General features: G+C 55.1%; 10 protein-coding genes, 1 tRNA gene and 3 rRNA genes. 11 read left to right on the top strand and 3 right to left on the bottom strand.

Going from position 1 to position 20,215, the window contains the following annotated elements; all coding sequences use genetic code 11:
* Window positions 1-2 precede the first annotated feature (2 nt).
* Window positions 3-668 carry a DUF1481 domain-containing protein gene (locus AAGR08_RS17500; protein ID WP_345827460.1) on the top strand — a complete coding sequence of 222 codons (666 nt, stop codon included), beginning with the start codon at window positions 3-5 and terminating at the stop codon, window positions 666-668.
* 44 nt (window positions 669-712) lie between these two features.
* Here AAGR08_RS17500 and purD read toward each other — a convergent pair whose 3' ends face one another.
* The gene (gene purD, locus AAGR08_RS17495) at window positions 713-1,993 is read right to left on the bottom strand and encodes a phosphoribosylamine--glycine ligase (RefSeq protein WP_345827459.1); all 1,281 of its coding nucleotides are present in this window, start codon (window positions 1,991-1,993) and stop codon (window positions 713-715) included.
* 18 nt (window positions 1,994-2,011) lie between these two features.
* Complete coding sequence (gene purH / locus AAGR08_RS17490; RefSeq protein WP_345827458.1) at window positions 2,012-3,601, bottom strand: bifunctional phosphoribosylaminoimidazolecarboxamide formyltransferase/IMP cyclohydrolase; 1,590 nt, start codon at window positions 3,599-3,601, stop codon at window positions 2,012-2,014.
* A gap of 630 nt (window positions 3,602-4,231) precedes the next feature.
* On the opposite strand from purH, the gene AAGR08_RS17485 reads away from it, so the two are divergent.
* The 8 genes from AAGR08_RS17485 to aceK all read left to right on the top strand — a co-directional run bounded on the left by AAGR08_RS17485 (window position 4,232) and on the right by aceK (window position 15,479).
* Window positions 4,232-5,772 (top strand): 16S ribosomal RNA (locus AAGR08_RS17485).
* Window positions 5,773-5,861: 89 nt separating this feature from the next.
* Window positions 5,862-5,936 (top strand) — tRNA-Glu (locus tag AAGR08_RS17480).
* A gap of 214 nt (window positions 5,937-6,150) precedes the next feature.
* Window positions 6,151-9,055, top strand: a 23S ribosomal RNA gene (locus tag AAGR08_RS17475).
* A gap of 102 nt (window positions 9,056-9,157) precedes the next feature.
* Window positions 9,158-9,273: ribosomal RNA gene (rrf, locus tag AAGR08_RS17470) — 5S ribosomal RNA — on the top strand.
* Together the 16S, 23S and 5S rRNA genes with 1 tRNA gene alongside form the textbook arrangement of a ribosomal RNA operon.
* A gap of 297 nt (window positions 9,274-9,570) precedes the next feature.
* Window positions 9,571-10,500 (top strand): homoserine O-succinyltransferase, encoded by a 930-nt coding sequence (gene metA, locus AAGR08_RS17465; RefSeq protein ID WP_097095292.1) that lies wholly within the window; start codon window positions 9,571-9,573, stop codon window positions 10,498-10,500.
* A 263-nt stretch (window positions 10,501-10,763) separates the two neighbouring features.
* Window positions 10,764-12,362, top strand: a complete 1,599-nt coding sequence (aceB, locus tag AAGR08_RS17460; RefSeq protein WP_345827457.1) for a malate synthase A — start codon at window positions 10,764-10,766, stop codon at window positions 12,360-12,362.
* Between the two features lie 16 nt (window positions 12,363-12,378).
* Window positions 12,379-13,680, top strand: a complete 1,302-nt coding sequence (aceA, locus tag AAGR08_RS17455) for an isocitrate lyase (protein WP_097095290.1) — start codon at window positions 12,379-12,381, stop codon at window positions 13,678-13,680.
* A 65-nt stretch (window positions 13,681-13,745) separates the two neighbouring features.
* Entirely contained in the window at window positions 13,746-15,479 is a 1,734-nt protein-coding gene (gene aceK, locus AAGR08_RS17450) for a bifunctional isocitrate dehydrogenase kinase/phosphatase (RefSeq protein ID WP_345827456.1), read from the top strand.
* Here aceK and iclR read toward each other — a convergent pair.
* Window positions 15,476-16,312, bottom strand: coding sequence for a glyoxylate bypass operon transcriptional repressor IclR (gene iclR, locus AAGR08_RS17445; RefSeq protein WP_345827455.1), 837 nt, complete (start codon window positions 16,310-16,312; stop codon window positions 15,476-15,478). The genes aceK and iclR overlap by 4 nt on opposite strands.
* Here iclR and AAGR08_RS17440 point away from each other — a divergent pair.
* Together AAGR08_RS17440 and metH are read left to right on the top strand one after the other, a co-directional pair.
* Window positions 16,311-16,514: a hypothetical protein gene (locus AAGR08_RS17440; protein ID WP_345827454.1), complete on the top strand. Its 204-nt coding sequence runs from the start codon at window positions 16,311-16,313 to the stop codon at window positions 16,512-16,514. The two genes, iclR and AAGR08_RS17440, sit on opposite strands and share 2 nt — an antisense overlap.
* Window positions 16,511-20,194: a methionine synthase gene (metH, locus tag AAGR08_RS17435; protein ID WP_345827453.1), complete on the top strand. Its 3,684-nt coding sequence runs from the start codon at window positions 16,511-16,513 to the stop codon at window positions 20,192-20,194. Before AAGR08_RS17440 ends, metH begins: the two co-directional genes overlap by 4 nt.
* Window positions 20,195-20,215: the final 21 nt, after the last annotated feature.

The following is a 20,215-nucleotide window of genomic DNA, read 5'->3' as shown; positions in this document are numbered from 1 at the left end:
CCATGCTGAATCAGATTAGTCAGCGCGTTTGCGCCCTGTTATGGGGTGCGCTTCTTACGGGTTGTAGCTCCACCCCCGATCTTCCTGCCTTTACGGCGAGCGGCTATCTGGCCGACCGCGGCACCGTACGCATCTGGCGCAAGAATAGCGACCATCAAGCCGTTCATCTTCGCACCGTCTTCACGCCATTTAATGGCGACGCGATGGAGACAACCGATTACAGCTGGCAGCAGCAACAGCTGGTTAGCGTGGAAAGGCATCTTGCTGGCGCGCAGCCGGATGATGTCACTTTACGCTTCGATCATCAGGGTAACCTCAATTTTATGCAGCGCCAGCTGGCGGGACGACGTGAAGCGGTTAGCGCCGATAGCGTAGAGTTGTATCGCTTTGATGCGCAGCGCATGTTGGATCAGAGCAATGCGTTACTTGAAGGCCGCGTATTACTGCATCAGGGCCATTGGCTGGGTGGCAATCAGGTGCGTGAGTGCGATGACAAGCTGGTGAATGCGCCCTTTGATCGCGACACGCTGTATACGCTAGGTCGCCAGCAGCAGAGCCAGTCTGCGCCATTGATGGTGTCATGGCTGGAAGCGCCGGAAGGCGTGCAGCTGCTGCGCGTAACGTCGGACGACGAATGCAGCTGGCAGCCGAAAGAGAGTGACTTCTGACGAGTCGCACAGAGAAGGGGCACAAGCAGCGCCCCTATGAATGCTTACTTACGGTTAATCGCGCGGTAGCCGATATCGCGGCGGCAGAAGCTGCCATCCCATGAGATGTGCTGCGCTAGCGCATAAGCGTTCTTCTGCGCGGCAGCAACATCTTCACCCAGCGCGGTGACGCATAAGACGCGACCGCCGTTGGTGACTACCAGATCGTCTTTCATCGTGGTTCCTGCATGGAAGACTTTGCCATCCGGTACTTCTTCCAGCGGCAAACCGTGAATCTGATCGCCAGTCGTATAATCTCCCGGATAACCGCCCGCCGCTAATACCACGCCCAGCGCAGGACGCGGATCCCACTTCGAGGTTTGCTGATCCAGTTTGCCGTCGGTAGCCGCCAGGCACAGCGCAACCAGATCCGACTGCAGGCGCAGCATGATCGGTTGGGTTTCTGGATCGCCGAAGCGGCAGTTGAACTCGATCACTTTGGGCTGACCGGCTTTATCGATCATCAAACCGGCATACAGAAAGCCGGTATAGATGTTACCTTCGGCTTTCATGCCGTTAACGGTTGGCCAGATGATCTGATCCATCACGCGCTGGTGGATCTCATCGGTCACCACAGGTGCCGGGGAATAAGCTCCCATGCCACCGGTGTTAGGGCCGGTATCACCATCGCCGACGCGCTTGTGATCCTGACTGGTAGCCATCGGCAGCACATTGTTGCCGTCAACCATCACGATAAAGCTGGCTTCTTCGCCATCCAGGAACTCTTCAATTACGATGCGGTGACCGGCATCGCCGAACGCATTGCCGGCCAGCATATCTTGCACAGCCGCTTCTGCTTCAGCCAACTCCATCGCGACGATAACGCCTTTACCGGCGGCCAATCCGTCAGCTTTGATCACGATCGGTGCGCCTTTCTCACGCAGATAGGCCAGCGCAGGTTCCACGTCGGTGAAGTTTTGGTATTCAGCGGTTGGAATCTGCTGACGTGCCAGGAAATCTTTAGTGAAGGCTTTTGAGCCTTCCAGCTGCGCAGCGGCCTGCGTTGGGCCAAAGATCTTCAGGCCTGCAGCACGGAACGCATCAACTACGCCAATCACCAGCGGCGCTTCTGGGCCAACGATAGTGAGGTCGATCTTTTCCTGCTGTGCAAAGGCCAGCAGTGCGGGAACATCGGTGGCGCTGATGGCCACGTTTTGCAGAGCGGGTTCAAGTGCGGTGCCAGCATTGCCTGGTGCGACAAACACGGTTTCCGCCAGCGGCGACTGCGCTGCTTTCCACGCCAATGCGTGTTCACGTCCGCCATTACCAATCACTAAAATTTTCATCTGTACTGCTCCCAACAATTAATGGCGGAAATGACGCATATCGGTGAAGATCATCGCGATGCCGTGCTCATCAGCGGCGGCAATCACTTCATCATCACGGATTGAACCACCCGGCTGAATCACGCAGCTAATGCCGACAGCCGCTGCGGCGTCGATACCGTCGCGGAACGGGAAGAAAGCGTCAGACGCCATCGCCGAACCTTTCACTTCCAGGCCTTCGTCACCCGCTTTAATACCGGCGATTTTAGCGGAGTAAACACGGCTCATCTGACCGGCGCCAATGCCGATAGTCATATTGTCGCGCGCATAGACGATGGCGTTGGATTTTACGAACTTCGCCACTTTCCAGCAGAACAGCGCATCACGCAGTTCCTGCTCAGTTGGCTGGCGCTTGCTGACCACGCGCAGCTGGCTGGCATCAACCATGCCCAGATCGCGATCCTGCACCAGCACGCCGCCATTAACGCGTTTGAAATCCAGCGCCGCAACGCGGCCTTGCCACTGACCACATACCAGAACGCGCACGTTCTGTTTGGCGGCGGTGACTTTCAATGCGGCCTCGCTGGCGGAGGGGGCGATGATCACTTCCACAAACTGACGGCTGATGATGGCCTGCGCGGTGGCTTCGTCCAGCTCGCGGTTAAAGGCGATGATGCCGCCGAAAGCGGAAGTCGGGTCAGTTTTGTAGGCACGCTCGTAAGCTTCAAGAATCGACCCGCCCACCGCGACACCGCATGGGTTAGCGTGCTTGACGATGACACAAGCGGCTTCCTCGAACTCTTTCACGCATTCAAGTGCGGCATCGGTATCGGCGATATTGTTGTAAGAGAGCGCTTTGCCCTGAACCTGCTGCGCGGTGGCAACAGATGCTTCAGCCACATTCTCTTCTATATAGAAGGCAGCATCCTGATGGCTGTTCTCGCCGTAACGCATATCCTGTTTCTTAATGAAGTTGAGGTTCAGCGTGCGCGGGAAACGGCCGGCCGGTTCTTTGCTGTTGCTGTGATAAGCCGGCACCAGGCTGCCGAAGTAGTTGGCAATCATGCTGTCGTAGGCGGCAGTGTGTTCGAAGGCTTTAATGGCCAGATCGAAGCGCGTTTCCAGCGTGAGTGAGTTTTCGTTGGCATCCAGCTCGGCAATAATCGCCTCGTAATCGCCGCTCTTCACCACAATCGCCACGTCTTTGTGGTTCTTGGCTGCGGATCGAACCATGGTTGGGCCACCGATATCGATGTTCTCAACCGCGTCAGCCAGTGAGCAATCAGGTTTGGCAACGGTTTGTGCGAAGGGATAAAGGTTTACCACCACCATGTCGATCGGGTTAATGGCGTGCTCGGCCATGATCGCATCATCCTGACCGCGACGACCCAAAATGCCGCCGTGCACTTTTGGGTGCAGCGTTTTGACGCGTCCATCCATCATTTCCGGAAAACCGGTGTAGTCAGAAACTTCGGTGACGGGCAGGCCCGCATCTGCCAGCAGACGTGCAGTGCCGCCTGTGGAGAGCAGCTCAACACCACGACTGGAGAGTGCCTGAGCAAATTCGAGGATACCGGCTTTATCAGAGACACTGAGCAGAGCGCGGCGTACAGGACGACGTTGTTGCATGGTGGTTTTATCCCTTGGCTTTGTTTCGCGTAAAAAAGAGCGTTACATCAAGCTTAGTGTCTTTCTTCTATATAGAAGGCAACACTTGCCTCATGTAACGCCCCAAAAGGGGCATCCTTGACGTCGCCCGGCATTGTAGCGAAAACGTTTGCGTGATGCTCGCTTAAATTCATTTGCACGACGGAGTGTGGATAACTGTGTGTGTAACTGCGTATAAGGCGGGGTTTTGCTGTGGAATGCAGCGAACGGTTGTTTTTGTTGAATTTAGCGGTTGCGCACTGAGAACAACTCCCTATAATGCGCATCCATCAACACGGCACAACGGTTTACGAAATGTGGTGTTGGTGAGGAAGATTCGATAAGAACTTCCGCCGGATGAAAACGCTGAAAAAAGTGTTTGACTCTGAAGAGGGAAAGCGTAATATACGCCACCTCGCGACAGGCGGTTAACCCGCTGCTCGCAACGCTCTTTAACAATTTATCAGACAATCTGTGTGGGCACTCGCAGGATTGATATCAGCGTCTCCGGACGCAACAAAATATCAAAGCCTCACGAGTGAACACATAATGAAATTCATTATGACGTTTTACAGATGAGCATCGCTGCACGTGTTGCAGCAAATCAAACTTAAATTGAAGAGTTTGATCATGGCTCAGATTGAACGCTGGCGGCAGGCCTAACACATGCAAGTCGGACGGTAGCACAGAGAGCTTGCTCTCGGGTGACGAGTGGCGGACGGGTGAGTAATGTCTGGGAAACTGCCCGATGGAGGGGGATAACTACTGGAAACGGTAGCTAATACCGCATAACGTCGCAAGACCAAAGTGGGGGACCTTCGGGCCTCACACCATCGGATGTGCCCAGATGGGATTAGCTAGTAGGTGGGGTAATGGCTCACCTAGGCGACGATCCCTAGCTGGTCTGAGAGGATGACCAGCCACACTGGAACTGAGACACGGTCCAGACTCCTACGGGAGGCAGCAGTGGGGAATATTGCACAATGGGCGCAAGCCTGATGCAGCCATGCCGCGTGTATGAAGAAGGCCTTCGGGTTGTAAAGTACTTTCAGCGGGGAGGAAGGCGGTGAGGTTAATAACCTCACCGATTGACGTTACCCGCAGAAGAAGCACCGGCTAACTCCGTGCCAGCAGCCGCGGTAATACGGAGGGTGCAAGCGTTAATCGGAATTACTGGGCGTAAAGCGCACGCAGGCGGTCTGTCAAGTCGGATGTGAAATCCCCGGGCTTAACCTGGGAACTGCATTCGAAACTGGCAGGCTAGAGTCTTGTAGAGGGGGGTAGAATTCCAGGTGTAGCGGTGAAATGCGTAGAGATCTGGAGGAATACCGGTGGCGAAGGCGGCCCCCTGGACAAAGACTGACGCTCAGGTGCGAAAGCGTGGGGAGCAAACAGGATTAGATACCCTGGTAGTCCACGCCGTAAACGATGTCGACTTGGAGGTTGTTCCCTTGAGGAGTGGCTTCCGGAGCTAACGCGTTAAGTCGACCGCCTGGGGAGTACGGCCGCAAGGTTAAAACTCAAATGAATTGACGGGGGCCCGCACAAGCGGTGGAGCATGTGGTTTAATTCGATGCAACGCGAAGAACCTTACCTACTCTTGACATCCACGGAACTTGGCAGAGATGCCTTGGTGCCTTCGGGAACCGTGAGACAGGTGCTGCATGGCTGTCGTCAGCTCGTGTTGTGAAATGTTGGGTTAAGTCCCGCAACGAGCGCAACCCTTATCCTTTGTTGCCAGCGGGTAATGCCGGGAACTCAAAGGAGACTGCCAGTGATAAACTGGAGGAAGGTGGGGATGACGTCAAGTCATCATGGCCCTTACGAGTAGGGCTACACACGTGCTACAATGGCGCATACAAAGAGAAGCGACCTCGCGAGAGCAAGCGGACCTCATAAAGTGCGTCGTAGTCCGGATCGGAGTCTGCAACTCGACTCCGTGAAGTCGGAATCGCTAGTAATCGTAGATCAGAATGCTACGGTGAATACGTTCCCGGGCCTTGTACACACCGCCCGTCACACCATGGGAGTGGGTTGCAAAAGAAGTAGGTAGCTTAACCTTCGGGAGGGCGCTTACCACTTTGTGATTCATGACTGGGGTGAAGTCGTAACAAGGTAACCGTAGGGGAACCTGCGGTTGGATCACCTCCTTACCTGAAGATACCTTCCCGCGAAGTGCTCACACAGATTGTCTGATAGAAAAGTAATGAGCAAGACGGCTGCGAAGTCGTGACACTATCGTGTCCCCTTCGTCTAGCGGTTAGGACTCCGCCCTTTCACGGCGGCAACAGGGGTTCGAATCCCCTAGGGGACGCCACTTGCTTGGTGACAGGTGAAAGGTGTCTCCACGATGTATCTCAAAACTGACGTAACCGTCATGTTTGAGATACTGCTCTTTAACAATCCGGAACAAGCTGAAAATTGAAACGACGTGTTGGTTCATTTCTCCGTAATAAGAAATGAATAACAACATGTTCGAGTCTCTCAAATGCTTACAGTCTGCAGCGTTGCAAAACGCCTGTGGGTTGTGAGGTTAAGCGACTAAGCGTACACGGTGGATGCCCTGGCAGTCAGAGGCGATGAAGGACGTGCTAATCTGCGTAAAGCGTCGGTAAGGTGATATGAACCGCTACAGCCGACGATGTCCGAATGGGGAAACCCGGTGCACTCAGTGCATCATCGCAACATGAATACATAGTGTTGCGAGGCGAACCCGGGGAACTGAAACATCTAAGTACCCGGAGGAAAAGAAATCAACCGAGATTCCCCCAGTAGCGGCGAGCGAACGGGGAGCAGCCCAGAACCTGAATCAGTTTGTGCATTAGTGGAAGCGTCTGGAAAGTCGCACGACACCGGGTGATAGTCCCGTACACGAAAGTGCACATTCTGTGAGTTCGAAGAGTAGGGCGGGACACGTGGTATCCTGTCTGAATATGGGGGGACCATCCTCCAAGGCTAAATACTCCTGACTGACCGATAGTGAACCAGTACCGTGAGGGAAAGGCGAAAAGAACCCCGGCGAGGGGAGTGAAACAGAACCTGAAACCGTGTACGTACAAGCAGTGGGAGCCTCTTTATGGGGTGACTGCGTACCTTTTGTATAATGGGTCAGCGACTTATATTCTGTAGCAAGGTTAACCGTATAGGGGAGCCGCAGGGAAACCGAGTCTTAACTGGGCGTTAAGTTGCAGGGTATAGACCCGAAACCCGGTGATCTAGCCATGGGCAGGTTGAAGGTTGGGTAACACTAACTGGAGGACCGAACCGACTAATGTTGAAAAATTAGCGGATGACTTGTGGCTGGGGGTGAAAGGCCAATCAAACCGGGAGATAGCTGGTTCTCCCCGAAAGCTATTTAGGTAGCGCCTCGTGAACTCATCTCCGGGGGTAGAGCACTGTTTCGGCTAGGGGGCCATCCCGGCTTACCAACCCGATGCAAACTGCGAATACCGGAGAATGTTATCACGGGAGACACACGGCGGGTGCTAACGTCCGTCGTGAAGAGGGAAACAACCCAGACCGCCAGCTAAGGTCCCAAAGTCATGGTTAAGTGGGAAACGATGTGGGAAGGCACAGACAGCCAGGATGTTGGCTTAGAAGCAGCCATCATTTAAAGAAAGCGTAATAGCTCACTGGTCGAGTCGGCCTGCGCGGAAGATGTAACGGGGCTAAACCATGCACCGAAGCTGCGGCAGCGACACTATGTGTTGTTGGGTAGGGGAGCGTTCTGTAAGCCGTTGAAGGTGGCCTGTGAGGGTTGCTGGAGGTATCAGAAGTGCGAATGCTGACATAAGTAACGATAAAGCGGGTGAAAAGCCCGCTCGCCGGAAGACCAAGGGTTCCTGTTCAACGTTAATCGGAGCAGGGTGAGTCGACCCCTAAGGCGAGGCTGAAAAGCGTAGTCGATGGGAAGCAGGTTAATATTCCTGCACTTGGTGTTACTGCGAAGGGGGGACGGAGAAGGCTAGGTTATCCGGGCGACGGTTGTCCCGGTTTAAGCGTGTAGGCTGACATCTTTGGTAAATCCGGGGTGTCTTAAGGCTGAGGCGTGACGACGAGCCACCACGGTGGTGAAGTAACTGATGCCCTGCTTCCAGGAAAAGCCTCTAAGCTCCAGGTAACACGAAATCGTACCCCAAACCGACACAGGTGGTCAGGTAGAGAATACCAAGGCGCTTGAGAGAACTCGGGTGAAGGAACTAGGCAAAATGGTGCCGTAACTTCGGGAGAAGGCACGCTGGCGCGTAGGTGAAGGGACTTGCTCCCGGAGCTGAAACCAGTCGAAGATACCAGCTGGCTGCAACTGTTTATTAAAAACACAGCACTGTGCAAACACGAAAGTGGACGTATACGGTGTGACGCCTGCCCGGTGCCGGAAGGTTAATTGATGGGGTTATCCGCAAGGAGAAGCTCTTGATCGAAGCCCCGGTAAACGGCGGCCGTAACTATAACGGTCCTAAGGTAGCGAAATTCCTTGTCGGGTAAGTTCCGACCTGCACGAATGGCGTAATGATGGCCAGGCTGTCTCCACCCGAGACTCAGTGAAATTGAAATCGCTGTGAAGATGCAGTGTACCCGCGGCAAGACGGAAAGACCCCGTGAACCTTTACTATAGCTTGACACTGAACATTGAGCCTTGATGTGTAGGATAGGTGGGAGGCTTTGAAGCGTGGACGCCAGTCTGCGTGGAGCCAACCTTGAAATACCACCCTTTAATGTTTGATGTTCTAACGTAGGCCCGTAATCCGGGCTGCGGACAGTGTCTGGTGGGTAGTTTGACTGGGGCGGTCTCCTCCCAAAGAGTAACGGAGGAGCACGAAGGTTGGCTAATCCTGGTCGGACATCAGGAGGTTAGTGCAATGGCATAAGCCAGCTTGACTGCGAGAGTGACGGCTCGAGCAGGTGCGAAAGCAGGTCATAGTGATCCGGTGGTTCTGAATGGAAGGGCCATCGCTCAACGGATAAAAGGTACTCCGGGGATAACAGGCTGATACCGCCCAAGAGTTCATATCGACGGCGGTGTTTGGCACCTCGATGTCGGCTCATCACATCCTGGGGCTGAAGTAGGTCCCAAGGGTACGGCTGTTCGCCGTTTAAAGTGGTACGCGAGCTGGGTTTAGAACGTCGTGAGACAGTTCGGTCCCTATCTGCCGTGGGCGCTGGAGAATTGAGGGGGGTTGCTCCTAGTACGAGAGGACCGGAGTGAACGCACCACTGGTGTTCGGGTTGTCATGCCAATGGCACTGCCCGGTAGCTAAGTGCGGAAAAGATAAGTGCTGAAAGCATCTAAGCACGAAACTTGCCCCGAGATGAGTTCTCCCTGACTCCTTGAGAGTCCTGAAGGGACGTTGAAGACTACGACGTTGATAGGCCGGGTGTGTAAGCGCAGCGATGCGTTGAGCTAACCGGTACTAATGACCCGTGAGGCTTAACCTTACAACGCCAGAGGCGTTTTGGTGAGAGAGACCAGAGATTTTCAGCTTGTTTATGGATTGGTTTGCGGTGCCTGACAGGGCTTCGTGAACGAAACAGAATTTGCCTGGCGGCTTTAGCGCGGTGGTCCCACCTGACCCCATGCCGAACTCAGAAGTGAAACGCCGTAGCGCCGATGGTAGTGTGGGGTCTCCCCATGCGAGAGTAGGGAACTGCCAGGCATTAAATAAGTGAAGAAGCCCCGAACGGAAGTTCGGGGCTTTTTTACGTCTTAAGAAATGTAGCGCTGTGCTTTTATTTTATGCAATAAAGTGCCTATATCAGTTATCAACTGCTTCAACATCATCAATAACCTATGACAAATTCGTCGATCTCCCACGCCTGATTTCAAATTCCACCTAAAGCTGAAACATTTTCATAAACCGCATGAAGACTCGACATTTACGACATATCAGGCTAATGTCGGGCATCTGGATGTCTAAACGTTTATACGGTTGTAAGTAAGAGGTGAGCAGGCTATGCCAATCAGGATTCCCGACGAATTACCGGCAGTGAATTTTTTGCGTGATGAAAACGTCTTTGTCATGACGTCGTCGCGCGCCAGTGTTCAGGAGATCCGTCCGCTAAAAGTGCTGATCCTCAACCTAATGCCTAAGAAGATCGAAACGGAAAATCAGTTCCTGCGCCTGCTCTCAAACTCGCCGCTACAGATTGACGTACAGCTGCTGCGCATTGATAGCCGTGAGTCGCGCAACACACCAACCGAGCATCTGAACAACTTTTACTGCAACTTTGAAGATATTCAAAACGATAACTTTGATGGGTTGATTGTCACGGGTGCGCCGCTGGGATTGGTTGATTTTAATGATGTGGCCTACTGGCCGCAGATTCAGCGCGTGCTGCACTGGGCCAACGAGCACGTCACATCCACACTGTTTGTCTGTTGGGCGGTACAGGCAGCGCTGAACATTTTGTATGGCATTCCTAAGCAGACGCGGCAAAACAAATTGTCAGGCGTCTACGAGCACCAAATCCTGCATCCACACGCGCTGCTAACCCGTGGCTTTGACGATAACTTCCTCGCGCCACATTCACGCTATGCCGATTTCCCTAGCCAGCTAATTCGTGATTACACCGATCTCGAACTGTTTGCCGAGTCGGAGGCAACGGGCGCGTATTTGATGGCGAGTAAAGATAAGCGTTTAGCCTTTGTCACCGGCCATCCTGAGTACGACGCTTTGACGCTATCAGGCGAATATCATCGCGATTACGATGCGGGTCTGCAGCCGGAGGTGCCGTTTAACTACTTCCCACAAAACAATCCAGAATTGCCGCCGCGAGCGACCTGGCGTAGCCATGGCAATCTGCTGTTCTCGAATTGGCTCAACTACTACGTTTATCAGATTACACCGTTCGATCTGCGACATATGAATCCAACACTCGAATAAGTCTCCCCCTCGTTTGATCCTGCCGTGACAGCCGCAAACTGTTGCGGCTTTTTTTTGCTTTCATTCTTTAGTGGAAATCATTGCCTTTAATTCGAGAGATTAAATTACATAAATATCATATTGATGTATGTAATTTGTAATAATAATGGAAATAGTTTTTGAAAATAAAATTAAAACCATTATGCTCTGATCTTGCAGGTTAAAAAACACCCTACATCCGGATCCGATCGCCAGACGATAGATCAACTCAGGAGGCAGCCCGCATGACAGACTCGGTTATCAGCAATACGCTAACCTTTAGCCAGCCCTTTACCCACGCGGAAAAGCAGCTGCTTACCCCGGAAGCCATCGACTTCATTCATTCACTGGTGGTGCGTTTTGCACCGGAACGCGAACGACTGCTGAAAGCACGCCGGCAACGTCAGCAGCGCTATGATCAAGGTGAGTTACCTGGATTCGATGCGGAAACCGCTTCCATTCGTGAAAATGAGTGGCAAGTTCGTCCCATTCCCCAGCTGCTGCAGGATCGCCGCGTAGAGATCACCGGTCCGCCGGATCGCAAAATGGTGATCAACGCGCTCAATGCGAACGTCAAAGTCTTCATGGCTGACTTTGAAGATTCACTGGCACCGACGTGGCAAAAATTGGTGGAAGGACAGCTCACGCTGCGCGATGCGGTTAATGGCTCGCTGAGCTTCACCAGCGAGGCCGGTAAGATCTATCAACTGCGTGCCAACCCGGCACTGCTGATGTGCCGCGTGCGTGGCCTGCATCTGGATGAAAAGCATGTAGAGTGGCGCGATCGGGCCATTCCGGGCGGATTGTTCGACTTTGCGCTCTACTTTTTCCACAACGTTGAAGCGTTGCTGGAGAAGGGCCACGCACCGTGGTTTTATTTGCCGAAAACCGAGCATGCGGCTGAAGTAGCCTGGTGGCGTGAGATCTTCCGCTTTAGTGAAGATCGCTACGATCTGCCGCGCGGAACGATCAAAGCCACGGTGTTGATCGAAACGTTGCCCGCGGTATTCCAGATGGATGAGATCCTATGGGAACTGCGCGATCACGCGGTCGGCCTGAACTGCGGTCGCTGGGATTATATCTTCAGCTACATCAAAACATTGGGCCAACATCCCGATCGTATCCTGCCGGATCGTCAGCAAATCAGCATGGACCAGCCGTTCCTTGATGCCTATTCCCGCCTGCTGATCAAAACCTGCCATCGCCGCGGCGCGCTGGCAATGGGCGGCATGTCGGCGCTGATTCCGAGCAAAGATGTGGAGCGCAATTTATGGGTGACGCAAAAAGTGCAGGAGGATAAAACGCGCGAAGCGGGCAACGGCCACGATGGTACATGGGTCGCCCATCCCGGCCTGGCTGATATCGCGATGGAGGCGTTTGATCGGCGGTTGGGCCACCAACCTAATCAACTGCATATCACGCGTGAACAAGATGCGCCGATCACCGCCGAACGTCTGCTGGCGCCGTGTCGCGGTAAACGTACGGAAGCGGGCATGCGCGCTAACATCCGCGTAGCGCTGCAATATCTTGAAGCCTGGATCAGCGGCAACGGCTGCGTACCGATTGATGGCTTGATGGAAGATGCCGCCACTGCAGAAATTGCGCGCACCTCTATCTGGCAATGGATTCATCACAAACAAATTCTCAGCGATGGCCAGCCGGTAACAGTCGCGCTGTTCGAACGGCTGCTGGATGAAGAGTTAGCCGCGCTGCAGCACACCCTTGGCACCGAACGTTTTAGCAACGGACGTTTCGAGGATGCTGCTGCGTTGATGGCAAAAATCACTACCGATGATGAACTGGTTTCTTTCCTCACTCTGCCGGGCTATCGCCTGCTGCCCTGAACCTGGAGATATGGCTATGAATCGTACGCAACAGATCAAACAACTGGAATCGAGCTGGAACGAGGCGCGCTGGGAAGGGATCACACGACCATACAGTGCGGAAGATGTCATCAACCTGCGCGGTTCGGTCAATCCGGCCTGCACGCTGGCAGAGCGCGGCGCGACCAAACTGTGGTCGCTGCTCAACGGCGAATCCAGCAAAGGTTATATCAACAGCCTCGGCGCGTTGACCGGTGGCCAGGCGGTACAGCAGGCGAAAGCCGGTATTGAAGCGATTTACCTCTCCGGCTGGCAGGTGGCAGCCGATGCCAACCTTGCTGGACAGATGTATCCCGATCAGTCGCTGTATCCGGTGAATTCGGTGCCCAATGTGGTGGAGCGCATCAATCAAAGTTTCCAGCGTGCCGATCAGATTCAGTGGGCCAGCGGCGTGTCGCCAGAAGATAGCGATTTTATTGATTACTTCCTGCCGATTGTGGCCGATGCAGAAGCGGGATTTGGCGGCGTACTCAACGCGTTCGAGTTGATGAAATCGATGATTCAGGCCGGTGCAGGTGCGGTACATTTTGAAGATCAGCTGGCGGCGGTGAAGAAGTGCGGGCACATGGGCGGTAAAGTGTTAGTGCCGACGCAGGAAGCCATCCAAAAGCTGGTGGCGGCGCGTCTGGCGGCGGATGTAATGAACGTGCCGACAGTATTGATCGCGCGCACCGATGCCGATGCGGCCGATCTGATTACCTCCGACTGCGACCCGCGCGATGCGGCGTTCATCACCGGCGAGCGCACCGCCGAAGGCTTTTTCCGCACGCACGCCGGCATTGAACAGGCGATCAGTCGCGGGCTCTCCTATGCGCCGTATGCCGATGTGCTGTGGTGCGAAACCTCAACGCCCGATCTTGAGCTGGCACAGCGCTTTGCCGATGCGATTCACGCGCAGTATCCCGGCAAACTGCTGGCCTATAACTGCTCGCCGTCGTTTAACTGGAAGAAAAATCTCGACGATCGCACCATCGCGCGTTTCCAGCAGGCGTTGAGCGACATGGGCTATCGCTTCCAGTTCATCACGCTGGCTGGCATTCACAGCATGTGGTTCAACATGTTCGACCTCGCCCACGCCTATGCGCAGGGCGAAGGTATGCGGCATTACGTGGAAAAAGTGCAGCAGCCGGAGTTTGCGGCACGCGATAAAGGCTATACCTTCTCGTCACATCAGCAGGAAGTCGGCACCGGCTATTTCGATCGCATCACCAATGTGATTCAGGGCGGGCAATCCTCGGTAACCGCACTAACCGGTTCCACTGAAGCCTCGCAGTTCTAAACCCACACCGATACTGCCATTGTAGGGTCGCCATTAATGGCGACCGTTTTCCTGGAGCGTTGCCGATGACACCGAGAGAATCGCTGATCGCCCACACCATCCTGCAAGGTTTTGATGCGCAGTATGGTCGCTTTCTGGATATCACTGCCGGCGCACAGCAGCGCTTCGAGCAGGCCGACTGGCTCGCGGTGCAGCAGGCAATGAAAGCGCGTATCCATCTCTACGATCACCACGTTGGCCTGGTTACCCATCAGCTGCGCATTCTCAATGACACCTCGGAATGGGATGAAGCCTTTTGGCTGCGCGTTAAAAGCCATTACGAAACCCTGTTGCCTGGCTATCCGCGCCATGAAATTGCCGAAAGCTTTTTTAACTCGGTCTATTGTCGATTGCAGGGACACAGACACCTCTCGCCCGAACGCCTATTTATCTTCCCGTCGCAGCCTTACGCGCCGGCTCCGGTTGCGCAGCGCCCGCTGTCGCGCCTCTATCGCCCGCAGCAAAATTGGCAGGAGACGCTGCGTCAGGTGTTAAATGACATGCCGCTGCGCCTGACGTGGCAGGATCAGACGCGTGATATCGGCTGGATTGTCCGTCATCTGCATGAACAGTTTGGCGCCGCGCAGTTGGCAACGGCAACGCTGGATGTCGCCTGCGAGCTGTTTTACCGCAACAAAACCGCGTGGATTGTGGCGCGGCTGCAGCTGAGTGATGGCATGGTGCCCTGCTTGCTGCCGATCCAGCGTGATGATGCTGGACGCTTGTGGATCGATACCTGTCTCACGGATAGCGATGATGCCAGCATCGTGTTTGGCTTCGCGCGCGCTTACTTCATGGTGTACGCGCCGGTGCCGGCAGCGCTGGTGGCGTGGCTACAGCCGATTCTGCCAGGCAAAACCGTCGCTGAGCGCTACATGGCGATTGGCTGTCAGAAGCACGGGAAAACCGAATGTTATCGTGAATATCTGCACTATCTGGCACACAGCCAAGAGGATTTCACCATCGCGCCCGGCATTCGCGGCATGGTGATGATGGTGTTCACGCTTCCCGGTTTTGATCGGGTGTTCAAAGTGATCAAAGACCGCTTCGCGCCACAAAAAGAGGTTACCGATGCGCAGGTGCGCGACTGCTACCGCATGGTTAAAGAGCACGATCGCGTCGGACGCATGGCGGATACGCAGGAGTTCGAACACTTTGCGTTACCGCGCGCGCGTATTCCCGCCGAGCTGATGGCGGAGTTTGAACGCGATATTCCTGAAAAGCTGGAAGTGCGCGACGACGTGGTAATCATCCGCCATTTATGGCTGGAACGGCGCATGGAGCCGCTCAATTTGTGGCTGGCGCAGGCCACGCCGGAGCAGCGGCAGCACGCGATTGGCGAGTACGGCGATGCGATTCGCCAGCTGGCGGCGGCGAATATTTTCCCCGGCGACATGCTGTTCAAAAACTTTGGTATGACGCGCCATGGTCGCGTGGTGTTTTACGACTACGACGAAATCCGTCCGATGAGCGAACTGGTATTCCGCGATGTGCCGCAGGCACGTTATGAAGAGGATGAGCTACAGGCCGAGCCCTGGTATAGCGTTGGCCCGGATGATGTGTTCCCGGAAACCTTCCGCTATGCGCTGTGCAGCGAACCGGCGACCGGTAAATTGCTGCTGGCGCTGCATCCCCAGCTGTTTGATCCCAACTGGTGGCGTGCGCTGCAAGCGCGCATCCGCGCAGGGCATATTGAAGAGGTGATTGCCTGGCGCGCCAGCCAGCGTTTCAGCGCGCGCTATGCTTCGGTGGCCGCTTAGCGGCCAGAATAGGTTTGCGTCACCTGTTTGGCGGCGCGAATCACCAGCGCACCCAGTTCGGTAATGCGGTCGTCGGTCATACGCGCAATCGGGCCGGAAATGGAAATCGCGGCGAACGGTTCGCCGTGCTCGTCATAAATCGGCGCGGCGACACAGCGCAGACCCAGCGCGTGCTCCTCATCATCATGCGAAAAGCCCATTTTGCGAATCAGCGCCAGATTTTCTTTCAGGCTGTGCGGCGACATCAGCGTCTTCGGCGTGTAGTGATGCAATCCTTTTTGGTGCAGCAGCGACGTGACTTGCTCATCACTCAGATGCGCCAAAAAGGCTTTACCGGCACCGGATGCATGCATCGGCAGCTTGCCGCCGATCGGCGCCGACATACGCATTAGCTGCGTGCACTGCACCTGATCGATAATCACCGCCTGATAATCACTGAGATCCAGCACCGCCAGATTCACCGTCTCACCGGCATCTTCCATCAGCTTGCGTAATACTGGATGCACAATCGCCAGCAGATTGCGGCTCTGTAGAAAGCTGCTGCCGACCACAAAGGCATGTGAAGCGATGGTCCATAACCCTAAGTCGCCTACCTGATGGACAAAACCCTGTTGCTGCATGGTGGTGAGCAGGCGATGCGTGGTCGAATTCGGTAAGCCAGCCTGCTGGGCCAGCTCCGTGAGCGCTACGCTGCCGTGGGATTCGGCAATCAGCTCCAGCAGGCGCAGGCCGCGCGTCAGCGATTGAACCTGCCCGCCAACAGGCGCGCTGGTGGTGGTGGTGGTTGTAGCACGAGGTTTCTTGCCGCGTTTCACGGGCGTAGGGGTTGCCATGACTTCTCCACAATCGCATCAATTATGGAAACCATTTTCGTTTTTAATGGTACGAATGCAAACGTTCGCTTTCTGGTCGGATCTGTTAGGCATCATGGCTGAAAATGTCTCATCTGACCTGACTTTTGCTCACCTTAAAGATATGCCAGTATGTCTGGCTGGCATTGTTGCCAACGCAATGACGTGGACGGGGCAAGAGTGAGCAATAAAACAGACATGCTGCAGCAGCAGCTGGCGCAACGCATCATGATTCTGGACGGTGGCATGGGCACCATGATCCAGAGTTATAAACTGAGCGAGCAGGATTTTCGTGGCAGCCGCTTTGCCGACTGGCCATCCGATTTGAAGGGCAACAACGATCTGTTGGTGCTCACCAAACCGCAGGTGATCCGCGAAATTCATGATGCGTACCTCGCTGCGGGCGCGGATATTCTGGAAACCAACACCTTTAACTCCACCACCATTGCGATGGCGGACTATGCGATGGAAGCGCTGTCGGCGGAGATCAACTTTGAAGCCGCTAAACTGGCGCGAGCCTGCGCGGATGCATGGACGGCGAAAACGCCGCATCGCCCGCGCTACGTGGCGGGCGTATTGGGCCCGACCAACCGCACCTGTTCTATCTCGCCGGATGTTAACGATCCCGCCTATCGTAACGTCACCTTTAATCAGCTGGTGGATGCCTATCGTGAATCGACTCATGCGCTAATTGCCGGCGGTTCCGATCTCATCATGATCGAAACGGTGTTCGATACGCTGAATGCCAAAGCGGCCATCTATGCGGTGCAGGCCGAAATGGAAGCGATGGGCGTGAAGCTGCCGCTGATGATCTCCGGCACCATCACCGATGCCTCCGGTCGTACGCTCTCCGGCCAAACTACCGAAGGTTTCTATAACTCGCTGCGCCACGCCGAGCCGCTGTCATTTGGCCTTAACTGTGCACTCGGCCCGGACGAACTGCGTCAATATGTCGCAGAGTTGTCGCGCATAGCCGAAGGTTACGTCACCGCGCACCCGAATGCCGGTTTGCCCAATGCCTTTGGTGAATACGATCTTGATGCCGCCATCATGGCTGAGCAGATTGGTGAGTGGGCACGCGCCGGATTCCTCAACATTATCGGCGGCTGCTGTGGCACCACGCCGGAGCACATCGCGGCGATGGCGGCAGCAGTAGAAGGCGTTGCGCCGCGCCGGCTGCCGGAGATTCCGGTGGCTTGCCGCTTAGCCGGGCTGGAACCGCTCAACATTCACGCCGATTCACTGTTCGTCAACGTTGGCGAACGTACCAACGTCACCGGCTCGGCTAAGTTCAAGCGGCTGATCAAAGAAGAGAAATATAACGAAGCACTGGATGTGGCGCGCCAGCAGGTGGAGAACGGTGCGCAAATCATTGATATCAACATGGATGAAGGCATGCTGGATGCGGAAGCGGCCATGGTGCGCTTCCTCAACCTGATCGCCGGTGAGCCGGATATCGCGCGCGTGCCGATCATGATCGACTCCTCAAAATGGGAGGTGATCGAGAAAGGCCTGCAGTGCATTCAGGGCAAAGGCATCGTTAACTCCATCTCGATGAAAGAGGGCGTTGAACCTTTCATTGAGCACGCACGCAAAGTGCGTCGCTACGGCGCGGCGATGGTGGTGATGGCGTTTGATGAAATCGGCCAGGCGGATACGCGCGCGCGCAAAATCGAAATCTGTCGACGTGCCTACAAGATCCTCACCGAAGAGGTCGGTTTCCCGCCAGAAGACATCATTTTCGATCCGAATATTTTTGCCGTTGCCACCGGTATTGAAGAGCACAACAACTACGCGATGGACTTTATTGGCGCCTGTGAAGATATTAAGCGCGAGCTGCCACACGCGATGATCTCCGGCGGCGTATCCAACGTATCGTTCTCGTTCCGCGGTAACGAACCGGTGCGTGAAGCGATCCACGCGGTGTTCCTCTATTACGCCATCCGCAACGGCATGGACATGGGCATCGTCAACGCCGGGCAGCTGGCGATTTATGACGATCTGCCAGCCGAACTACGCGATGCGGTGGAAGACGTGATCCTCAACCGCCGAGATGAGGGTACCGAGCGCCTGCTGGAGCTGGCGGAGAAGTATCGCGGCAATAAAGGCGACGGTGAGCAGGAGAAACAGCAGGCCGAATGGCGCAGCTGGGACGTGGTAAAACGTCTGGAATACTCGCTGGTGAAAGGCATCACCGAGTTTATCGAGCTGGATACCGAGGAGGCGCGTCAGGCATCCGAACGCCCGATTCAGGTGATTGAAGGACCGCTGATGTCCGGCATGAACGTGGTCGGCGACCTATTCGGCGAGGGCAAAATGTTTCTGCCGCAGGTGGTGAAATCGGCGCGCGTAATGAAGCAAGCAGTGGCCTATCTCGAACCCTATATTCAGGCCAGCAAAGAGGCCGGACGCAGCAACGGCAAGATCGTACTGGCGACGGTGAAGGGCGACGTGCACGACATCGGCAAAAACATCGTCGGCGTCGTACTGCAGTGTAATAACTACGAAATTATCGACCTTGGCGTAATGGTGCCGAGTGACAAAATCCTCAAAACCGCGCTTGCTGAGAACGCCGATATTATCGGGCTTTCCGGCCTGATTACGCCGTCGCTGGATGAAATGGTCAACGTGGCGAAAGAGATGGAGCGCCAGGGATTCACCATCCCGCTACTGATTGGCGGCGCAACCACCTCGAAAGCGCATACCGCGGTGAAGATTGAGCAGAACTACAGCGGCCCGACGGTGTATGTGCAAAACGCCTCGCGCACCGTGGGCGTGGTGTCATCGCTGCTCTCCGACACGCTGAAAGAGGATTTCGTGGCGCGCACGCGCAAAGAGTACGACACGGTGCGCATTCAGCACGGACGTAAAAAGCCGCGCACGCCGCCGGTGAGTCTGCAAACCGCGCGCGATAATGATTATTCCATCGATTGGGAAAGCTACACGCCGCCGGTGCCGCATCGCCTCGGTGTGAGCACGGTGCAAGCCAGCATCGAAACGCTGCGTAATTACATCGACTGGACGCCGTTCTTTATGACCTGGTCGCTGGCAGGGAAATATCCGCGCATTCTGGAAGATGAGGTGGTGGGTGAAGAGGCCAAACGGCTGTTTGCCGATGCGAATGCCATGCTCGATATGCTGAGCGCCAGCGGCACGCTCAATCCACGCGGCGTGGTCGGCATCTTCCCGGCTAACCGCGTCGGCGATGATATTGAGATCTATCGCAATGAGAACCGTGATGAGGTGCTGTGCGTGAGCCACCATCTGCGTCAGCAGACGGAGAAAACCGACTTTGCTAACTATTGTCTGGCCGACTTCGTGGCGCCGAAATCCAGCGGTAAAGCCGATTATCTCGGCGCGTTTGCCGTTACCGCAGGCATAGAAGAGGATGCGCTGGCCGAGGCGTATGACAAGCAGCACGATGATTACAACAAAATCATGGTGAAAGCGGTGTCGGATCGTCTGGCAGAAGCCTTTGCCGAGTATCTGCACGAGCGGGTGCGTAAGGTGATTTGGGGCTTTGCCGCCCATGAGAATCTCAGCAACGAAGAGCTGATTCGCGAGAATTATCAGGGCATTCGTCCCGCGCCGGGTTATCCCGCTTGTCCGGAACATACCGAAAAAGCGCCCATTTGGCAGCTGCTGGAGGTGGAAGCCAATACCGGCATGAAACTCACCGAATCCTTCGCCATGTGGCCCGGTGCGGCGGTTTCCGGCTGGTACTTCAGCCATCCTGACAGTAAATATTTCGCCGTGGCGCAGATTCAACGCGACCAGGTGGAAGATTACGCGGCGCGTAAAGGGATGAGCGTGAGCGAGGTTGAGCGCTGGCTGGCGCCGAATCTGGGTTATGACGCGGATTAATTCATTTAGGAGATCGCCATC

The organism is Pantoea sp. BRR-3P (genome assembly GCF_039621635.1).
Classification (GTDB): domain Bacteria; phylum Pseudomonadota; class Gammaproteobacteria; order Enterobacterales; family Enterobacteriaceae; genus Pantoea; species Pantoea floridensis.
The sequence above is the reverse complement of the archived record's forward strand: the minus strand, read 5'-3'. Positions and strand labels throughout refer to the sequence as shown.